The organism is Cohnella kolymensis, from assembly GCF_000829465.1.
In the GTDB taxonomy this organism is placed as follows: domain Bacteria; phylum Bacillota; class Bacilli; order Paenibacillales; family Paenibacillaceae; genus Cohnella; species Cohnella kolymensis.
In genome coordinates this window covers 180,188-197,106 of sequence record NZ_JXAL01000026.1, presented here as the reverse complement: position 1 = coordinate 197,106, position 16,919 = coordinate 180,188, and the positions used below count along the sequence as shown (strand labels likewise).

The window sequence follows — 16,919 nt, the reverse complement described above, 5'->3', positions numbered from 1 at the left end:
TTTTTTGTGCGCTGCTCCGTATGACATCCGCGGCGCGTGTAAACAAAATTGCCATTATACTTTTACTTTTGTAGTCAAACGCTTTAACGCGTTAGTGTGCTTGTCAACCCCTTTATGCTATACTATAATAAAAAAAGACGTTCACGGGCAGTGCCAAGGGAGGAACCGGATTTGACTTTAAGATACTTAACCGCGGGTGAAACACATGGACCGCAGCTTACCGCAATTATTGAAGGCTTGCCGAGCAATCTGGAGCTGGATTTCGAAGCTTTGAATTTTCAACTGCAGCGCCGGCAAAAAGGACACGGCCGCGGCGCCGCATGCAGATCGAGACGGACACGGCACAGATCGTCGGAGGCGTTCGTCATGGCAGAACGACAGGCGCTCCCGTTGCGATTATCGTCGAGAACAAGGACTGGAAGCATTGGACTTCCGTCATGAATGTCGAGCCGATCGAAGGCGGAGACGAAGCGAAACGGCGGGTGCACCGTCCCCGTCCGGGACACGCGGATCTGAACGGCGGATTGAAATATAATCTTAAAGATTTGCGTAACGTTCTCGAACGTTCGAGTGCCCGCGAAACGGCTGCGCGAGTGGCTGTGGGGGCGATAGCGCGTCAACTGCTGGCGAAATTCGGAATAAAAGTAGCAGGGCATGTCGTGTCCATCGGGGAAGTGACGGCGGCAGCTCCGAATCTTCCGATTGACGAGCTTATTGCAGTTACCGAGGAATCTCCAGTGAGGGTTGCAGACAAAGACGCTGAACGTCAGATGATGGATTTGATCGACCGAATGAAAACTGAAGGCGATACGATCGGCGGAGTTGTAGAATGCATCGTGACGGGACTGCCGGCAGGTCTCGGCAGCCACGTCCAGTGGGATCGCAAGCTCGACGGCCGGATTGCGCAAGCGGTCGTGTCCATCAATGCCTTTAAAGGCGTTGAAATCGGAATCGGTTTTGAAGCGGCACGCAAGCCCGGCTCCCAAGTGCATGATGAAATTCTGTACGAGGCGGACAAAGGATTCCACCGCGCTTCCAACCGCGCCGGCGGCTTCGAAGGCGGGATGAGCACGGGCGAACCGATTGTGGTCCGCGGTGTGATGAAGCCGATTCCGACGCTGTATAAGCCTCTTGCGAGTGTGGACATCGATACGAAAGAACCTTTTACCGCGCAAGTGGAGCGCTCGGATGCGTGTGCGGTTCCGGCTGCGAGCGTCGTTATGGAGCACGTAGTCACCTGGGAAGTGGCAAGAGCGTTTCTGGAGAAATTCGGCGGAGACTCGATGGAAGAAATTCAGGCCAACGTAGACAGCTATTTGCGTCAGATCGAGGCGTACTGATGATCGGCGAGGCCCGGGAACTTACAGTGGAACTGGGAGACCGATCCTATCCCATATATATCGGGAGCGGCTTAATTCGAGGTGTGGGACAAGTGTTCAGAGACCGGGACTTTCCGGTGCAGGCGCCTGTTCTGCTGGTAACCGACGCGTCGGTGGCGAACTTGTTCGCCGCCAAAGTCGAGGAATCCCTGACGGGTGCCGGATATCACGTCACACGTGCGGTTGTCCCCTCGGGGGAGAACTCCAAATCTCTCGAAATGCTGGATCAGCTTGTCGAGACCGCTTTGAAAGCGGGTTTAGACCGCCAATCAACGGTTATTGCTTTGGGCGGCGGTGTCGTAGGCGATTTGGCGGGATTCCTGGCAGCATCCTATATGCGCGGAGTACGCTTCGTCCAGATGCCGACGACCATTTTGGCGCATGACAGCAGTGTCGGGGGAAAGGTCGCCGTCAACCACCGGCTGGCCAAAAACATTATCGGGGCATTTCACCAGCCCGAATTTGTCCTCTACGATCTGGATACGCTGTCGAGCCTTCCGACTCGGGAAGTGAGAGCGGGACTCTCGGAGGTTATCAAGCACGGGCTCATATGGAACAAAGAGTTTGTGAACTGGTGCGAGGACAACGTTGAGCGGCTGCTCGGGCTTGAACCAGATGCGCTTGGGTATGCGCTCTACGAAGCTGTCGTGTGAAATCAATCATCGTTTCGCGTGACGAGCGCGAGCATGATGTGCGGGCCATTCTGAACTTGGGACATACGATCGGCCATGCGCTAGAGGCTGTTGCCGGCTACGGCGAGGTGCTTCACGGCGAAGCCATTGCCATTGGCATGGTCGGGGCCGCGAGGCTGGCAGCGAGATTCGGATACGATTCGAGTATCGCTTCCGAGACAGAGCGCATATTGCGCAAGTTCGGTCTGCCGGTGCGAATCCCGGCACAGTATAAAACGGAAGACATCATGGGCGCGATGCAGCACGACAAGAAATTCAGTGAAGGCCAAATGGTGTTTGTTGTGCCGACGGCGGTCGGTGTCGTGGAAATACGCCGGGATGTTCCTTCTTCGTGGGTAAAGGAAATCGTAGACGGGTTGAGAGAGGGGACGGACCAGCATGAGCGTTAGAGGAATTCGCGGGGCTACTACGGTAGAGTTGAATGAAGAGAAAGCGATTCTGGATGCCACGATTCAATTGCTGAACGGCATCGTTGAAGTCAATCATTTTTCGCCTGAAGATATCGCGCATGTGTTTGTAACGGTAACTCAGGATTTGGACGCAACTTTTCCGGCACGCGCCATCCGCCAAATGGACGGTTGGGACCTTGTGCCTCTCATGTGCGCGATCGAGATACCGGTGAAAGGCAGCCTGGAGAAGTGCATCCGCTTGATGGTCTCGGTAAACACAGAGCTGTCGCAATCGCAGATCCAGCACGTGTACCTCAACCGGGCCAAGGCCTTGCGCCCTGATTTGTCGGACAGATGACGTGCAGCGCGTTGTACGGTACTGTTATGATTGATCCAACTATGATATTCTAACTCTGTTGATATCCTTTATATATCGCGTGAAGCACACGCCGTTTGTCTCTTCGGAGCAGACGGCGTTTTTGCATTTTGAGGGGAGAGGAATGTCATATTTAAGTCGGCCTACGAGAAGTTACTGGAAGAGCAGCATGAGCAGGCATCCGGAATGCGTCTGGAGCAAATTAAAAAACATGCAGCTGGAGAAAAGAAACTGCTGGAGACAGTTGTCTGGCCGGTGTTTAAATCGTTTGACGGATTTATTTTAGAGCATGAGATCCTTAGTCTTACCGGCGTAAAGATCTACATCGACGCTGTGTTCGAACCGCTGGGATTCGCTGAGGCGGATGGATTTGTGGTACATGCCGAGAACATTACCCTCACCGGTTTGACTTTGAGCATCAGCGCATACGTACAATGGCGATGTATGGCTACAGGTATATTCCATTTACTAAGGATGACATGGATAAACGGCCAGAAGTCTGCAGACGAACGATGTATGAGCTTGTTGGCCGATATTCCACGGGTTTGACACAAAGCTATACTCAGTTTTCGTTGTACGAGCGGGAAGTCATCCGATATGCTATGAGACTGAACCGACCTCTCCGCCTGCGTGATGTATGCTTCTGCTTGCAGTCCAGCGACGAATTCAGCCGCCGCATCATCAGGCAACTTATGAGCAAAAAGATTCTTCGCCCCGTGAAGTATACTACCGTCCGTCATCATGAATATGTGTTGGAAGAAAACGTACGCAGCTTTTTCTGGTGAGTAACACGCTGCGAGCGGTTTAAATGCTGTGAAAAGGCGCTGCCGGCTGAATTAAGCCGCTCCCAGCGGTTTAAATGAAACTGTTGGCTTAATTCAGAGACCGTGCGGGGGCCAATCCATATAGCACAAAGGCACATTTGGACCAGCTAACCTGTTGACGCTTCTTGCGCCGAAATGATATAGTAAGTTACATATTAGACATTGCGGAACAGCCGGCCATAGGGACGGCAACTTACGCAGATGTGAGCCAAGTAGAGATGAGATTAGATGAGCTGAGCTGCTGTACCATTGCGTGTCTTTGTTACGCGATGTTAAAGTGCGACTCTAATCGATTATGCGCATCTCTGCGGAGCAGAGGTGCTTTTTTATTTTTCCGGCATCTGAAGTTCCGGCCGATCATGAACAAAGGAGAGATAATCGATGGATCAGCAGGAGCTGCAGCAAATTAAGGCAATGGCGGGCAAATACAATGTGATCCCCGTCGTTCGCCGGCTCTTGGCGGATACGGAAACCCCGATCCGGGTGTTCCAGCATCTTAGCCGCGACAAGCGATCGTTCTTATTGGAGAGTGTGGAGGGCGGCGTCAAATGGGCGCGATACTCTTTTATCGGGACGGACCCTTTTCTGGTTCTCCGGTTGAAGAAAAACAAGCTGACACTGGAGCAGGCCGGCCGAACCGAGACCCATCACACCGGGCAGCCGTTGCAGCTTCTTCGGGAGAAGCTCCGCTCCTACAGGAGTCCTTCCATTCCGGAGCTGCCGCCATTCACAGGCGGGGCGATCGGATTTTTCGGATACGACTTGCTGCAATACTATGAGAAAAAACTGCCGCCGCATGATATCGACGACTTGAATATGGACGATATGCATTTCATGTTCTGCGATCGCATTATTGTTTTTGACCATTTCAAGCAGCAGGTTCTTGTCATCGGCAATGTGCACATCGCGGAAGGAGCGACCGACCGGGACATAGAGCAAGCCTACCGGCAAACGTGTGACGCGATCGACGAAACGATCCGCCGGATCAGGCAGCCGCTTCCCGCATTGGCTTCCATGGGTACACCGCCGCAAGATCCGGAGCTCGGCGAAATTTCATCAAATCTGACCAAGGAAACATTTGTGCAAAATGTCGAGCAGGCGAAAGAGTACATTCGTGCGGGCGATATTTTTCAGGTCGTGCTTTCCCAGCGTTTTCATATCGAAACGGAAGTGGATCCGCTCCATGTGTACCGCGTGCTGAGAACGATGAATCCTTCGCCGTATATGTACTACCTGAAGCTTGACGACGAAGTGATCGTAGGAACGTCACCGGAACTCCTTGTTAAAGTCGATAACGGAAAAGTCGAGACGAGGCCCATTGCCGGAACCCGCCCCCGGGGCACAACGCCGGAAGAGGACGAGGCGCTGGAGAGAGAACTTTTGGCGGATGAGAAGGAGCGGGCGGAGCACATGATGCTCGTCGATCTGGGCCGCAATGACATCGGCAGGGTGTCCGCGTATGGAACGGTGAAATGCGACAGCTTCATGGATATCGAGCGTTACTCCCACGTGATGCACATCGTATCCAACGTCAGCGGGCAGCTGAGCCCGGACAAAGATTTTTACGACGCGTTTCTCTCATGCCTGCCTGCAGGCACGGTGTCCGGAGCTCCCAAGCTGCGTGCCATGGAGATTATAGCCGAGCTGGAAAATGAAGCGAGAGGCGCATATGCGGGAGCAATTGGATATCTCGGATTTTCGGGCAGCCTCAACACCTGCATTACAATACGGACCATTATTTTCAAACATGGCAAAGCTTACGTGCAAGCGGGCGCCGGCATCGTATGGGATTCCGTTCCGGAGAACGAATATCAGGAGACTGTGAACAAGGCAAAAGGAATGCTCAAGTCGATCCGTTCGGCGGAAGCGGCATTTCCTTCAGCTTCGGCCGGCACGCGAAGCACCGATGAGCTCGTTGTTGTCGGGGATCGGCGTACAAATTTGGACTATGACTAAGAGGCAGGAGGTTTAACACCATGAGCCAACTAGTAACGATAAATTTAACCCAAGCGTTGAACAAAATGATGAGCGGCGGCGATTTAACCCGTGAAGAGGCTTTTGCAGCCATGACTGCCATTATGAAAGGCGAGGCGACACCGGCTCAAATCGCGGCGACGGTTATCGCTCTTCGCATGAAAGGCGAGACGGTAGATGAAATTACCGGCTTTGCGGAGGCGATGAGATCCTTTTCAGACCGTGTTGTAACCGAAAATGTAAATTTGCTTGATACTTGCGGCACCGGGGGCTCCGGCATTCATAAATTCAATATTTCGACGGTGTCAGCTATTATTAGTGCAGCAGCGGGAGTGAGAGTCGCCAAGCACGGCAACCGCGCCGTATCCGGTAAAGCGGGCAGCGCCGACGTACTGGAGGCGCTCGGCGTCAACATCAATCTGAGCGCGGAACAAGCGGCCGGCTGCCTCGAGGCCACCGGCATATGCTTTATGTTCGCGCCGCTGTACCATCCTGCGCTTAAGCATGCCGCCGCGCCGCGGCGTGAGCTCGGCGTGCGCACCATTTTCAATATGCTCGGACCGCTTGCCAACCCTGCGAATGCCGACCGGCAGATGATCGGCTTGTACGACCGGAACAGAACCGCTACAGTTGCCGCCGTGCTATCCCGGCTTGGGCTGAAAAGAGCGATGGTCGTCGGCAGCCATGACGGTCTGGATGAAATCAGCATTTCCGCTCCGACTCAGGTATCCGAGCTGCAGGGCGGCGAAGTGATCACCTATGACATTACGCCCGAGCAGCTGGGTCTAGCTACGGTTCCGCTGGGTTCCGTTCAAGGCGGAGATGCAGCGGAGAATGCACGCTTGATCGGTAAAGTTCTAAGCGGAGATAAAAGCCCGTACCGCGATATCGTGTTAGCGAATGCCGGAGCGTGCATCTATGTGGCCGGCCTCGCGGGCACATTGCAGGACGGTGTAAACCTGGCTGCCGGGACGATCGATAACGGACGTGCCGCGGCCAAATTACAGCAGTGGATTGCCACGACAGGAGAATTGAGCCATGTTTCTTGATCGCATAGTCGCTACCAAAAAGCAAGAAGTCGACGCACTGAAGGGCGCCCTTTCCATATCCAAAGCGGAGAAAGCCATCTCAGACTCAGCTCCGTGCCGTGGTTTTCACCAAGCTTTAGTTAACCGCAATCGGCCCGTCGGCCTGATTGCCGAGGTAAAGAAAGCCAGCCCTTCCAAAGGACTCATCAGAACCGATTTCGACCCGGTTTCTCTTGCACAAGCTTATGAAGCAGCCGCGACCGATTGCATTTCCGTTCTGACGGATACAGAATATTTTCAAGGCAGCAACGATTACTTAAAAGCAATTCGCGAAAAGGTGAAGGTCCCGCTGCTGCGCAAAGACTTTACCATCGACGAAAGGCAGATCTACGAGGCTCGGCTCATTGGCGCGGATGCCGTACTACTGATAGCGGCGATCCTGTCGAAAAGTCAATTAGCTTCATTTTACGATCTCGCACGCGATTTGGGCATGGACGCTTTAGTGGAGGTTCACGATCGTCGGGAGCTCGAAACGGTGCTGGATATGGGTAAAGCATCTTTGATCGGCGTCAATAACCGGGATCTGAAGACGTTTGAAACCAATTTAAATGTAACTGAGCAATTAATCCGGCTCATGCCTCAAGGGGTAGCAGCCATCAGCGAAAGCGCCATTGCCGAACCGGAGGATGTGGAGTTCGTGCGCAAAGCCGGAGCGCAAGCCGTATTGGTCGGCGAAACTTTTATGCGTCAATCCGACGTACAGTCGGCTGTCCAGCAATTGATGGGACCGCTCACGAAAGAAGGAAGCTTGGGATGACGCATCAAGCCATCGTGAAAATTTGCGGAATCAAACAAGAGGAAACTCTGCATGACATGTACGGGCTTCCGGTCGATTACATCGGACTTGTATTCGCCCCAAGCAAAAGGCAAGTAACGCTGGAACAAGCGGCTATGCTTCGCTCTGCGTCGAGTAAAATCCCTATGGCCGGCGGGCGGCCTCCGCGCTCAGTCGGGGTTTTCGTTAATCCTTCAATCGAGCAGATTGCAGAGGTGTTATCCGTTGTGCCGCTGGATGTTATACAATTACACGGTGAGGAAACGCCGGATTTTTGCCGGGAAGTGCAAAACCGGTTTGGTGCCGAGGTTTGGAAGGCGATGCCGGTTGGCGAGGATGACAGTGCCGATCGACTTTCCGCTTATAAGAACGCAGTTACAACGATTCTTCTGGATACGGCGGGCGGCGGCACGGGGCGTACCTTTCGCTGGGACTTGATCCCAACCTATCAAGAGGCGGCCGAAATTAACGGATTGCGGTTATTCATCGCCGGCGGTCTCTCGCCGGAGAACGCCGGTCAATTAATGAAAGAGTACCGCCCGGCCGGCGTGGACATATCCAGTGGTGTGGAAACGGATGGAGTTAAGGATGCGGGCAAAATCGCCGCATTCGCAGAAAGGGTGAAACGTTCATGAATCAAGTGCCGGATCAACACGGCCGCTTCGGCCCGTTCGGCGGCAAATATGTGCCTGAAACGCTAATGAATGCATTAATCGAGCTGGAGGAAGCCTACCTTCGATATAAAGACGATCCTGACTTTCTGGAGGAAGTGCGGTACCTGCTGAAACAGTACTCCGGACGGCCGACACCGCTTTATTACGCGGAAAGGCTGACGCAGCAGTTTGGCGGGGCGAAGATTTATCTGAAACGCGAGGATCTGAACCATACCGGCGCTCACAAGATCAACAATACGATCGGACAAGCCGTTCTTGCGAAACGGATGGGCAAAAAGAAAGTGATTGCCGAAACCGGCGCCGGACAGCATGGCGTGGCATCCGCTACGGTAGCCGCGTTGATGGGACTCGAGTGTAAAGTGTTTATGGGCGAGGAGGACACGAAGCGTCAGCAGCTTAACGTATTTCGGATGAAGCTGCTCGGCTCGGAAGTCATTCCGGTTATGTCCGGCACGCGAACTCTAAAAGATGCTTGCAATGAAACACTGCGTTACTGGGTGAGCAATGTTGAGGATACGTATTATATCCTGGGTTCCGTAACCGGGCCGCATCCTTACCCGATGATGGTGCGTGATTTTCAGCGTGTGATCGGACTTGAAGCCCGCGATCAGATTCAGGAAGCGGAGGGCCGTCTGCCGGATGTGATCGTCGCTGCAGTTGGCGGAGGAAGCAATGCGATCGGTATTTTTCATCCGTTTATTAACGATGCGTCCGTGCGCCTTGTCGGCGTGGAAGCCGCAGGCCGCGGTATAGAGACCGAGGAGCATGCGGCGACAATGACCAAAGGACGTCCCGGCGTATTCCAAGGCTCGATGAGCTACGTGCTTCAGGATGAACGCGGACAAGTGCTGCCGGCACACTCGATCTCCGCCGGATTGGATTATCCCGGAATCGGACCCGAGCACTCCTATTTAAAAGATATCAAGCGCGCCGAGTACGTCCCTATTACGGATGCTGAGGCATTGGATGCGTTAAAAATGCTCTCGCGTACGGAAGGAATCATTCCGGCATTGGAATCCGCGCATGCCATAGCTCAAGCAGTCAAGATTGCGCCTGCGATGGCTAAAGACGAAATAATGATTGTGAACCTGTCCGGCCGCGGAGACAAAGATGTGGAATCGATCATGTCCTATGAAGAGGGAGTGCAGCCATGAGTACGACGACAGCGCCTAACGCGATCGACACGGTGTTCGCCGAGTTGAAGGAGCGGGGAGAAACGGCGCTCATCCCGTTCATGACGATGGGAGATCCCGATCTCGACACATCCGTCGCACTCGTTGAGGCGGCTCAGCGGGCGGGAGCGCATATGATCGAGCTTGGCGTGCCGTATTCCGATCCCCTCGCAGACGGTCCCGTCATTCAGAGAGCTTCCGAAAGGGCTTTGAAGAACAGGATCACCATGCAGGACTGCATGGGTGTCGCCTCCGAAGCAAGACGCCGCGGAGTAACGATGCCGTTCATTCTGTTTACCTATTACAACCCCGCCTTGCAGCTCGGTTTGCCTAAATTTTTCGGCCTGCTCAAGGAGCATGGGTTCAGCGGGGTTATTATCCCCGATCTTCCTCTGGAAGAAGATGCGGAAGCAAGGGCCATCGCTGAAGAGTGCGGTGTTCATCTCATTCCGCTCGTAGCTCCGACCTCTCAAGCGCGGGTAGAGAAAATTGCGGCAAATGCCAGAGGCTTCGTCTATTGCGTCTCTTCGCTGGGAGTTACGGGGGTCCGCTCCGCTTTTCACGAAGGCATCGAGACTTTTTTTAAGCACGGTTCGCCAAGCATCATCCGTACCGATCTGCGTCGGCTTCGGCATTTCTTCGCGCGAACATGCGGAGCGATTTGCCGGGCAATGCGACGGCGTGATTGTCGGCAGCGCCATCGTCCGAAAAGTCGAAGAGGTGCTTCCTGAGCTGATCTCGAACGACGAGGAAGTCCGTAAGCAGGGCTATGACACGGTCGAACATTTCATCGCCGGGCTGAAGCCAAGGAAATAGTGCTGTACAGCGTTAAAGCGATATGTCAAAATAGAACGTACAATGAATACGGAGCGGCAGACGCTCCGTTTGCCATATTTTCAGGAGGGAAAGCTATGCAACCTAAACCGAATATTGTGGACTTGCCGGTGTACCAGCCAGGAAAGCCTGTGGAAGATGTAAAGCGCGAGCTGGGCTTGACTGAGGTGATCAAGCTGGCTTCGAACGAAAATCCGTTCGGATGCTCGCCGAAGGCCAAGGAAGCTATTACTCGCGAGCTCGAGAACATGAGCATCTACCCCGATGGGGCGGCCGTTGAACTGACCGCCGCATTAGCGAAGCAGCATGGGGTAAATCCGGATCAGATCATTTTCGGAGCCGGTTCCGATGAAGTCATCCTCATGATCGCAAGGGCTTTTCTTGTGCCCGGCGACGAGACGATTATGGCCGATCAGACGTTCCCTCAGTATAAACATAACGCACAAATAGAGAATGCCGTCAGTATCGAAGTTCCTCTCAAAGAGGGTACCCACGACCTGGCTGCGATGCTTGATCGTGTCACGGATAAAACAAAGGTCATTTGGGTGTGCAACCCCAATAACCCGACCGGCACCATAGTCACGGAAGATGAGCTCGAAAGCTTCCTGTCCTCAGTACCTCAGAATGTGCTGGTCGTATTGGATGAGGCCTACTGCGAGTATGTTGAAGATCCCTCCTATCCGGACGGTCTAAAGTTGCTTCGCAAGTACCCGAATGTCGTACTTCTTCGCACGTTTTCTAAAATATACGGTTTGGCATCGCTCAGGATCGGATACGGAATCGGCCGTCCCGACGTCATCCGAAGCATCAATCAAGTGCGTGAGCCTTTTAACACATCGAGATTTGCGCAAGCTGCGGCCTTGGCTGCCATCAACGATGAAAGCTTCCTGACGGAATGCCGCCGTGCCAATAAGGAAGGTCTGCAATATTTGGACGGGGAGTTCCGGCAAATGGGTCTTCAAGCGTTCCCGGCGTATGGCAACTTCATTATGGTCGATGTGCGGCGGCCGGCGCTGGAAGTGTTTGATGCTTTGCTTCGCCGCGGCATTATCGTGAGAGCAGGCCATAAGGGATACCCCGCTCATATCCGGATCACGGTCGGAAGCAGGGAGCAGAACGAGAAGGTAGTCGCCGCGCTGAAAGCGGTTCTGCAGGAAATCGCGATAAAGGTGTGACAGCATGAGCTCAGAGTTTAACACATCAGCGGAAAGATCAAACGGCCAGGGGCAGGGGAAATCCGTCAAAATCACGATCTTCGGTGTCGGACTGATCGGCGGTTCCTTGGCTTTATGCTTCAAAGGGAAACCTGGCGTGCAAGTGACCGGCCACTCCATTAACCCGGCTTCTGCGCAGAAATATGCGGACAGAGGCGTTGTGGATCACGCTACGACCTCTATTGCCGAAGCGGCGTCGGACGCCGATTTTCTTTTTCTTTGCGTTCCGGTGGGCCGCTTGGAAGATTATTTGGAGGAGCTGGCCCGCATCCCGCTGAAGCCGGGTTGTATCGTTACGGATGTCGGCAGTACGAAAGCCTCTGTTGTCCGTCATGCATCCATACTTGCGGAGCAAGGCGCAGTATTCATCGGAGGTCATCCGATGGCCGGCTCCGAACGTTCGGGTGTTGAAGCGGCGAGCTCCCATTTGTTTGAAAACGCCTTTTACGTGCTCACACCAACTGAACAAACGCCGCCGCAAGCTGTTGACCGGCTGCAGGAACTGTTGAAATATACGAAAGCACATATCGTCAAGACCGATGCGGTGCAGCACGACGACATCGTCGGGGCGATCAGCCACATGCCGCATATCATCGCCGTCGCGCTTGTCAATCAGATTGCCGGCTATAACGAGTCGAACGAGCTTTACGGAAGTCTTGCGGCCGGAGGCTTCCGGGACATCACCCGTATCGCGTCCAGCGATCCGCTCATCTGGCGGGATATCTTGCTGAGCAACCGCGGCGTTCTGTTAAAGCTGCTTCGCGACTGGCAAGCGGAGATAGACGGTTTCTCTGCATTGCTCCAACAGTCGGACGGGGACGGGCTGGAGGAGCAATTCCGGCGAGCGGGACAATTCCGCAGTCAGCTCCCGGAACGCAGAAAAGGTATGATCACATCATTATACGAATGCTACGTTGACGTGCCCGATCACCCCGGGATCATCGGCAAAATCGCTACCGAGCTCGGGCAAGCCCGGATTAACCTGAGCAATTTGCAGATTATCGAAAGCCGGGAAGATGTGCCGGGCGTGCTGCGGTTATCTTTCCGTCAGAATGAAGATCTGGACAAAGCGGTTGCGCTGCTGAAATCAATGGAGTATTCGGTTCATTTTTGATCACGCATCGGCCGTCCCTGAAGACGGCCGTTTTTTTGTGCGATAAAACCCGGAACTCTAATGTAACCGCTTAAAATAAAATGAAAACGCTTATTGACAAAATGTAAACGTATTCATATAATAAAAGTACAGTATGGTTTCTCTCCACTCCTATCCAATACTCGCACTATGTGCAGCCACCCTCCGGGGTGGTTTTTTTTTGCTTGTTATGCCAATTGGGTAATAACCATAAAATAGGACACATTTCCCTTCAATAATTTGAGAAATTTTTAAGTTCATACCCACTGCACCTGTGATACAATAACTGTTGTGATTTGTAAAAAACTGGTTTCTCAGGTAGAAATGCGCCCCCCGGCGCAACTTTTTCGTTTTTGGCCGGTACAATATATATTACATCCGGCTGCGAACGTTTACCCTGAAGAGGGGAGGGTCGCGGACATGATGACCGATTCCCAATTAATTCGCGAGATCAAAGACGGGAACGTAGAGCTGTATTCAACGTTAATGGGACGATATCAGAAGAAAATTCTGTCTTTCGTATACCACATGCTCAAAAGCGCAAAACTGGAATTACTTGCCGAGGACATATGCTCGGAGACGTTTTATAAAGCCTACAGAAGCTTACATTCCTTTCGGGAAGTGGACGCATCCTTCTCCACTTGGCTGTATACGATTGCCCGGAATACGGTTCTAAGCGAGCTTCGGAAGCAGAAGTCGGCCCATCTGTCGCTGGACGACTCCACATACATACCCGCCGCTCCGCCGGAAGCGGCGCCCGAGCAGCGCTTGCTGCGCAGCGAGAAAGTATCCATGGTACGGGAAGCGATCAACAGCCTTCCTGAAAAACAGCGGTCCGCACTTATTTTAAGGGAATATGACGGTATGGATTACCAGGAAATCGCCAACATACTGGGTCAGACGGTCAGCTCCGTTAAATCGCTGCTATTCCGCGCCAGGGCCAGTGTCAAGACGCAATTGGAATCATACATGAACGAACCGGCGATGACGAAGGAGTACGAGGAGATGAAACTGCGATGAAATGCGAAGAGGCAGCGGAATGGTTCGGAATATACAGGGACTTGCCGGAGGATTCCCCCGAACGTTTAGCCGTTGATTTGCATGTACACAGCTGCAGCGCATGCGAGGCGGAATTCCGTATTTGGGAAGAGAGCGCCCTATTGCTTCATGAATGGCCTACGGACGACACATGGAGCGAGAATCCGGTGAATGTCAGTGGGCTGAATGAAAGCGTCATGAACCGGATCTACTCGGAACAAAGCTGGTACATGCCGACCGTTCGCCGTACGTACACGTTTTCTTACGCCTTCAGGCGCAAGGTGGCCGGATTGCTTGCTGCGCTTCTGGCCTTGTTCGTCTGCGGATTTTTGTATACATCGTTCAGCCGGGCTCATGGCTTGACCGCCAAGGACACGGGTATTATGGAAACGGCGAATGCATTCGCCGCGAGTCAGCAGTTAAGCAGCAGCGTGCATGTCGACGTCCCCGTTGCAAGCTTGAGCGACCCCATTATGCTTCATGTGACACCGTCAATGCCGGAATATTGGATCGCCTTCTCGATGCTGGGAATCATTATGACGCTGCTCATACTGAATTGGTTCTCTCGTGTACGTGCATGATGAAACCGACCCGAATCGGCTGGATTCGCCATGGCGTTACAGAATGGAACCGATTGGGCAAAATACAGGGCGTTACCGATATCCCGCTCAGCAGCGAGGGGATCAATCAGGCCCGTTTGCTGGCAGATCGTCTCGTTCGCGACGGTGAGTCATGGGACGGAATCATGTGCAGCGATCTGACTCGCGCGGTGCAGACCGCGCAAATATTAGCCGACAGCATGGGAATTCCCCTTATAGAGGATTCCCGCCTGCGCGAACGTTACTTCGGGCAAGCCGAGGGAACGACTGAACAAGAGCGGCTGGCCCGTTGGGGCGCCGACTGGAGAAATCGGGTGCCCGATCAGGAAACGGATCTCTCGATTGTCGATCGGGGCATGAAATTTGTGGAGGAGCTGACCCTGGAGCATGCCGGAGAGGCGTGGCTTGTCGTGACCCATGGCAGCTTTTTAGCCAGACTGCTCAAGGTTATGTGCAAGGAGCTGGACGACAGTTATCTCCTGAACATGTCTCTCAGTATCCTTCAGAGACAGGAGCAAGGATGGCAATCATTGCTGCACAACTGCACCATCCACTTAAACGATATTAAAGCAAACTCATAGTCGACAACGAACTCTGGCGGCCACGCCAGATTTTTTTGCGTTTATATGAAGTTTAAAACCTCTTTACCGCGCCGATAATGGAGAGTAAATCCTCCATAAAGCGGGGAATGACATATGAACTTGGCCGACATGCTCTGTTACGCGGATATTGCCGAGTTAACCAGAATCGCAGAAACCTATGATTGCAGCTGCAGCAGCCACTCGAAAAATGAGTTGATCCAATCCATTCTGTCGACGGTGCAGCGGCGGGATGTGCTCGAAACGCGGGTTGATGAGATAACGGCGAGCGATTTGCGTTTTTTGAATTCGTTATTGTTCGAATCCCGGGCGGCTTATAGTCTCGAAGAATTGAAAGCCAGAGCGCTCGGAAGCGACCCAGCCGTTCTCCGGCAGCAAGTCCTTGCGGCGGGCGTTGAATTCAAGCCGCCGGAGCCGCCTCCATTAGCCAAAAGCCCGCCGAAAGGCGGCCGCACCCGCAAAGCGAAAAAAACGCAGGAAGTTCCACCCATGGGCCCGGATGAAATTGCCCGCCATGCCATCAGCCGGTTCAAGCGTTTCGGCTGGTTGTTCAACGGCTTTTCTCAGCAGACCCGCTATTTATACCAGGTTCCGGAAGACATCAAAACGAGGCTTTGCGATGCTTTGGAACATAAATATCGCGCCTCGCTGGTGTATACGGAGGAACCTCCCGTGTATCGGGACGAAAGAAGCTTGATTTTGGACGATTTCGTCCAATTCATGCGCTATGTCCGGGCCAACGACATTCCGCTTACTGCAGAAGGGGTGATGTACAAAAGGCAAGTCGGACAGATTCTGGAGCTGTTCGCCGTCCACGAGAACATTCCGGCCCGGGGCGGCTGGAGATTCGGCTATGGCCGCAGATTCCGCGATTATCCCGACAGGTTTTCGCTCATCTACGATTTTGCATACTATCACAAGCTGATAGCGGAACAGCCGGACAGGCTGGTGCTTACCGAGCAGGGTCTCGGCATAGCGGATGGAACGGAACGAATGGATCCCACCGGCTTGTACCGGTTCTGGCTGCGGGTGTATAAGGGAGCGATCCCCAATCTATCCGCGCTGATTCAATGGGTAATGCGGCTGTCTTCTAACTGGTTGACCGTCGAATCCTTAACCTCTATTTTGCAGCCTCTCGTTCGTCCCTATTATTATGATACGCAGCAGGACATCCTGGAGCGCCGCGTATTGACCATGATGCTGCACTTAGGGATGGTGCGGTGGGGAGAAACTGCAGAAGGGGCAAACGTTATCCGCATAACACCGCAAGGCAAATCTTTGATTTCCGGCAATACGCTGGCTTTTGAAGATAAGCTGGTCATAGACTGACCGCCGTTTGACAGCCGGCAGGTATGTTGCTACAATCTCTGAAAATTCACGTTACGGGGAAAAAAGGAGAGATTGTATATGCAACTGCCTTTTATGGGAATTTACCCGCGATTGGCGTCGGGAGTCTATGTTGCGGAAGGAGCCAAAATTATCGGGAACGTCACGATCGGCGAGCAGAGCACCGTTTGGTTTAATGCGGTATTGCGCGGGGACTTGGCGCCGATCGAGATCGGAAGACAGTGTAATATACAGGATGGGGTCGTAGGCCATGTGAATACGAATCAACCTCTTGTTCTGGAGGATGGAGTGTCAGTCGGACACGCTGCAATCATCCACGGATGCCGGATAGGCAGAGGTACATTGATCGGCATGGGGGCTATCGTCTTGAACGGGGCTGACATCGGTGAATATGCTTTAGTGGGAGCCGGCGCGATCGTTACGGAGAACCAGGTCATTCCGCCTTATACTTTATGCTTGGGAACCCCTGCGAAGGTGATCAGGGAGCTGACCGAGAAAGATCTGCAGCGGATGAAAACAACGGCGGACAGTTACGTGAGCAAAGGCGAGCAATACGGGAACCCCTGATCGAGGAGCCCGCAACGCCGGATTTTGGAGGTGCAACGAATGGACAACATGAAAGTCGCCTATGAGACCATGCTGGGGCTGGCGGCAGAAATGGTCCTTGACGAAGCGCTGCGCAATTACCGGACGGAGAAAATATACGACGCTATTGATGATGCGCTCGCACAAGGAGACGTCGAATCCTTTCGGCGTTTGACCGATGAATTAAAGACCATTCAATCCTAAGCCGGTTCGCGCTTTGAATCGGCA

Annotated in this window: 15 protein-coding genes and 3 pseudogenes; all 18 read left to right on the top strand. The window is 53.3% G+C overall.

The window, feature by feature from the left end:
- The first annotated feature begins 171 nt into the window (after positions 1-171).
- The 18 genes and pseudogenes from aroC (at position 172) to SD71_RS17570 (ending at position 16,895) form a co-directional block, all read left to right on the top strand.
- A pseudogene (gene aroC, locus SD71_RS17660) lies at positions 172-1,340 on the top strand (chorismate synthase).
- Positions 1,340-2,460 (top strand): annotated as a pseudogene (gene aroB, locus SD71_RS17655) (3-dehydroquinate synthase). The pseudogenes aroC and aroB overlap by 1 nt, the downstream one beginning before the upstream one ends.
- The gene (aroH, locus tag SD71_RS17650) at positions 2,450-2,818 is read left to right on the top strand and encodes a chorismate mutase (protein WP_041066006.1); all 369 of its coding nucleotides are present in this window, start codon (positions 2,450-2,452) and stop codon (positions 2,816-2,818) included. The pseudogene aroB and the gene aroH overlap by 11 nt, the downstream one beginning before the upstream one ends.
- A gap of 204 nt (positions 2,819-3,022) precedes the next feature.
- The gene (locus SD71_RS17645; protein ID WP_041066004.1) at positions 3,023-3,385 is read left to right on the top strand and encodes a hypothetical protein; all 363 of its coding nucleotides are present in this window, start codon (positions 3,023-3,025) and stop codon (positions 3,383-3,385) included.
- Between the two features lie 656 nt (positions 3,386-4,041).
- On the top strand, positions 4,042-5,616 hold the full coding sequence (gene trpE, locus SD71_RS17635; protein WP_041065998.1) for an anthranilate synthase component I: 1,575 nt from the start codon (positions 4,042-4,044) through the stop codon (positions 5,614-5,616).
- A 20-nt stretch (positions 5,617-5,636) separates the two neighbouring features.
- Positions 5,637-6,683: an anthranilate phosphoribosyltransferase gene (trpD, locus tag SD71_RS17630; RefSeq protein ID WP_041065996.1), complete on the top strand. Its 1,047-nt coding sequence runs from the start codon at positions 5,637-5,639 to the stop codon at positions 6,681-6,683.
- Positions 6,673-7,479 carry an indole-3-glycerol phosphate synthase TrpC gene (gene trpC / locus SD71_RS17625; protein WP_041065994.1) on the top strand — a complete coding sequence of 269 codons (807 nt, stop codon included), beginning with the start codon at positions 6,673-6,675 and terminating at the stop codon, positions 7,477-7,479. The genes trpD and trpC overlap by 11 nt, the downstream gene beginning before the upstream one ends.
- Positions 7,476-8,132 carry a phosphoribosylanthranilate isomerase gene (locus SD71_RS17620; protein WP_041065991.1) on the top strand — a complete coding sequence of 219 codons (657 nt, stop codon included), beginning with the start codon at positions 7,476-7,478 and terminating at the stop codon, positions 8,130-8,132. Before trpC ends, SD71_RS17620 begins: the two co-directional genes overlap by 4 nt.
- The gene (gene trpB / locus SD71_RS17615) at positions 8,129-9,325 is read left to right on the top strand and encodes a tryptophan synthase subunit beta (protein ID WP_041065988.1); all 1,197 of its coding nucleotides are present in this window, start codon (positions 8,129-8,131) and stop codon (positions 9,323-9,325) included. The genes SD71_RS17620 and trpB overlap by 4 nt, the downstream gene beginning before the upstream one ends.
- A pseudogene (trpA, locus tag SD71_RS17610) lies at positions 9,322-10,159 on the top strand (tryptophan synthase subunit alpha). The gene trpB and the pseudogene trpA overlap by 4 nt, the downstream one beginning before the upstream one ends.
- Positions 10,160-10,254: 95 nt before the next feature.
- Positions 10,255-11,352, top strand: coding sequence for a histidinol-phosphate transaminase (gene hisC, locus SD71_RS17605; RefSeq protein WP_041065986.1), 1,098 nt, complete (start codon positions 10,255-10,257; stop codon positions 11,350-11,352).
- A 4-nt stretch (positions 11,353-11,356) separates the two neighbouring features.
- A complete protein-coding gene (locus SD71_RS17600) occupies positions 11,357-12,505 on the top strand; it encodes a prephenate dehydrogenase (RefSeq protein WP_082034319.1) in 1,149 nt (382 codons plus the stop codon).
- Positions 12,506-12,946: 441 nt separating this feature from the next.
- Positions 12,947-13,543, top strand: coding sequence for an RNA polymerase sigma factor (locus SD71_RS17595; RefSeq protein WP_041066296.1), 597 nt, complete (start codon positions 12,947-12,949; stop codon positions 13,541-13,543).
- The gene (locus SD71_RS17590; protein ID WP_041065983.1) at positions 13,540-14,142 is read left to right on the top strand and encodes a hypothetical protein; all 603 of its coding nucleotides are present in this window, start codon (positions 13,540-13,542) and stop codon (positions 14,140-14,142) included. The genes SD71_RS17595 and SD71_RS17590 overlap by 4 nt, the downstream gene beginning before the upstream one ends.
- Complete coding sequence (locus SD71_RS17585) at positions 14,139-14,741, top strand: histidine phosphatase family protein (protein WP_041065980.1); 603 nt, start codon at positions 14,139-14,141, stop codon at positions 14,739-14,741. The genes SD71_RS17590 and SD71_RS17585 overlap by 4 nt, the downstream gene beginning before the upstream one ends.
- 114 nt (positions 14,742-14,855) lie before the next feature.
- A complete protein-coding gene (locus SD71_RS25145) occupies positions 14,856-16,088 on the top strand; it encodes a hypothetical protein (RefSeq protein WP_041065977.1) in 1,233 nt (410 codons plus the stop codon).
- Between the two features lie 78 nt (positions 16,089-16,166).
- Positions 16,167-16,673, top strand: a complete 507-nt coding sequence (locus SD71_RS17575; protein WP_041065974.1) for a gamma carbonic anhydrase family protein — start codon at positions 16,167-16,169, stop codon at positions 16,671-16,673.
- 39 nt (positions 16,674-16,712) lie between these two features.
- Positions 16,713-16,895: an IDEAL domain-containing protein gene (locus SD71_RS17570; protein WP_041065972.1), complete on the top strand. Its 183-nt coding sequence runs from the start codon at positions 16,713-16,715 to the stop codon at positions 16,893-16,895.
- The last annotated feature ends 24 nt before the right edge of the window (positions 16,896-16,919 follow it).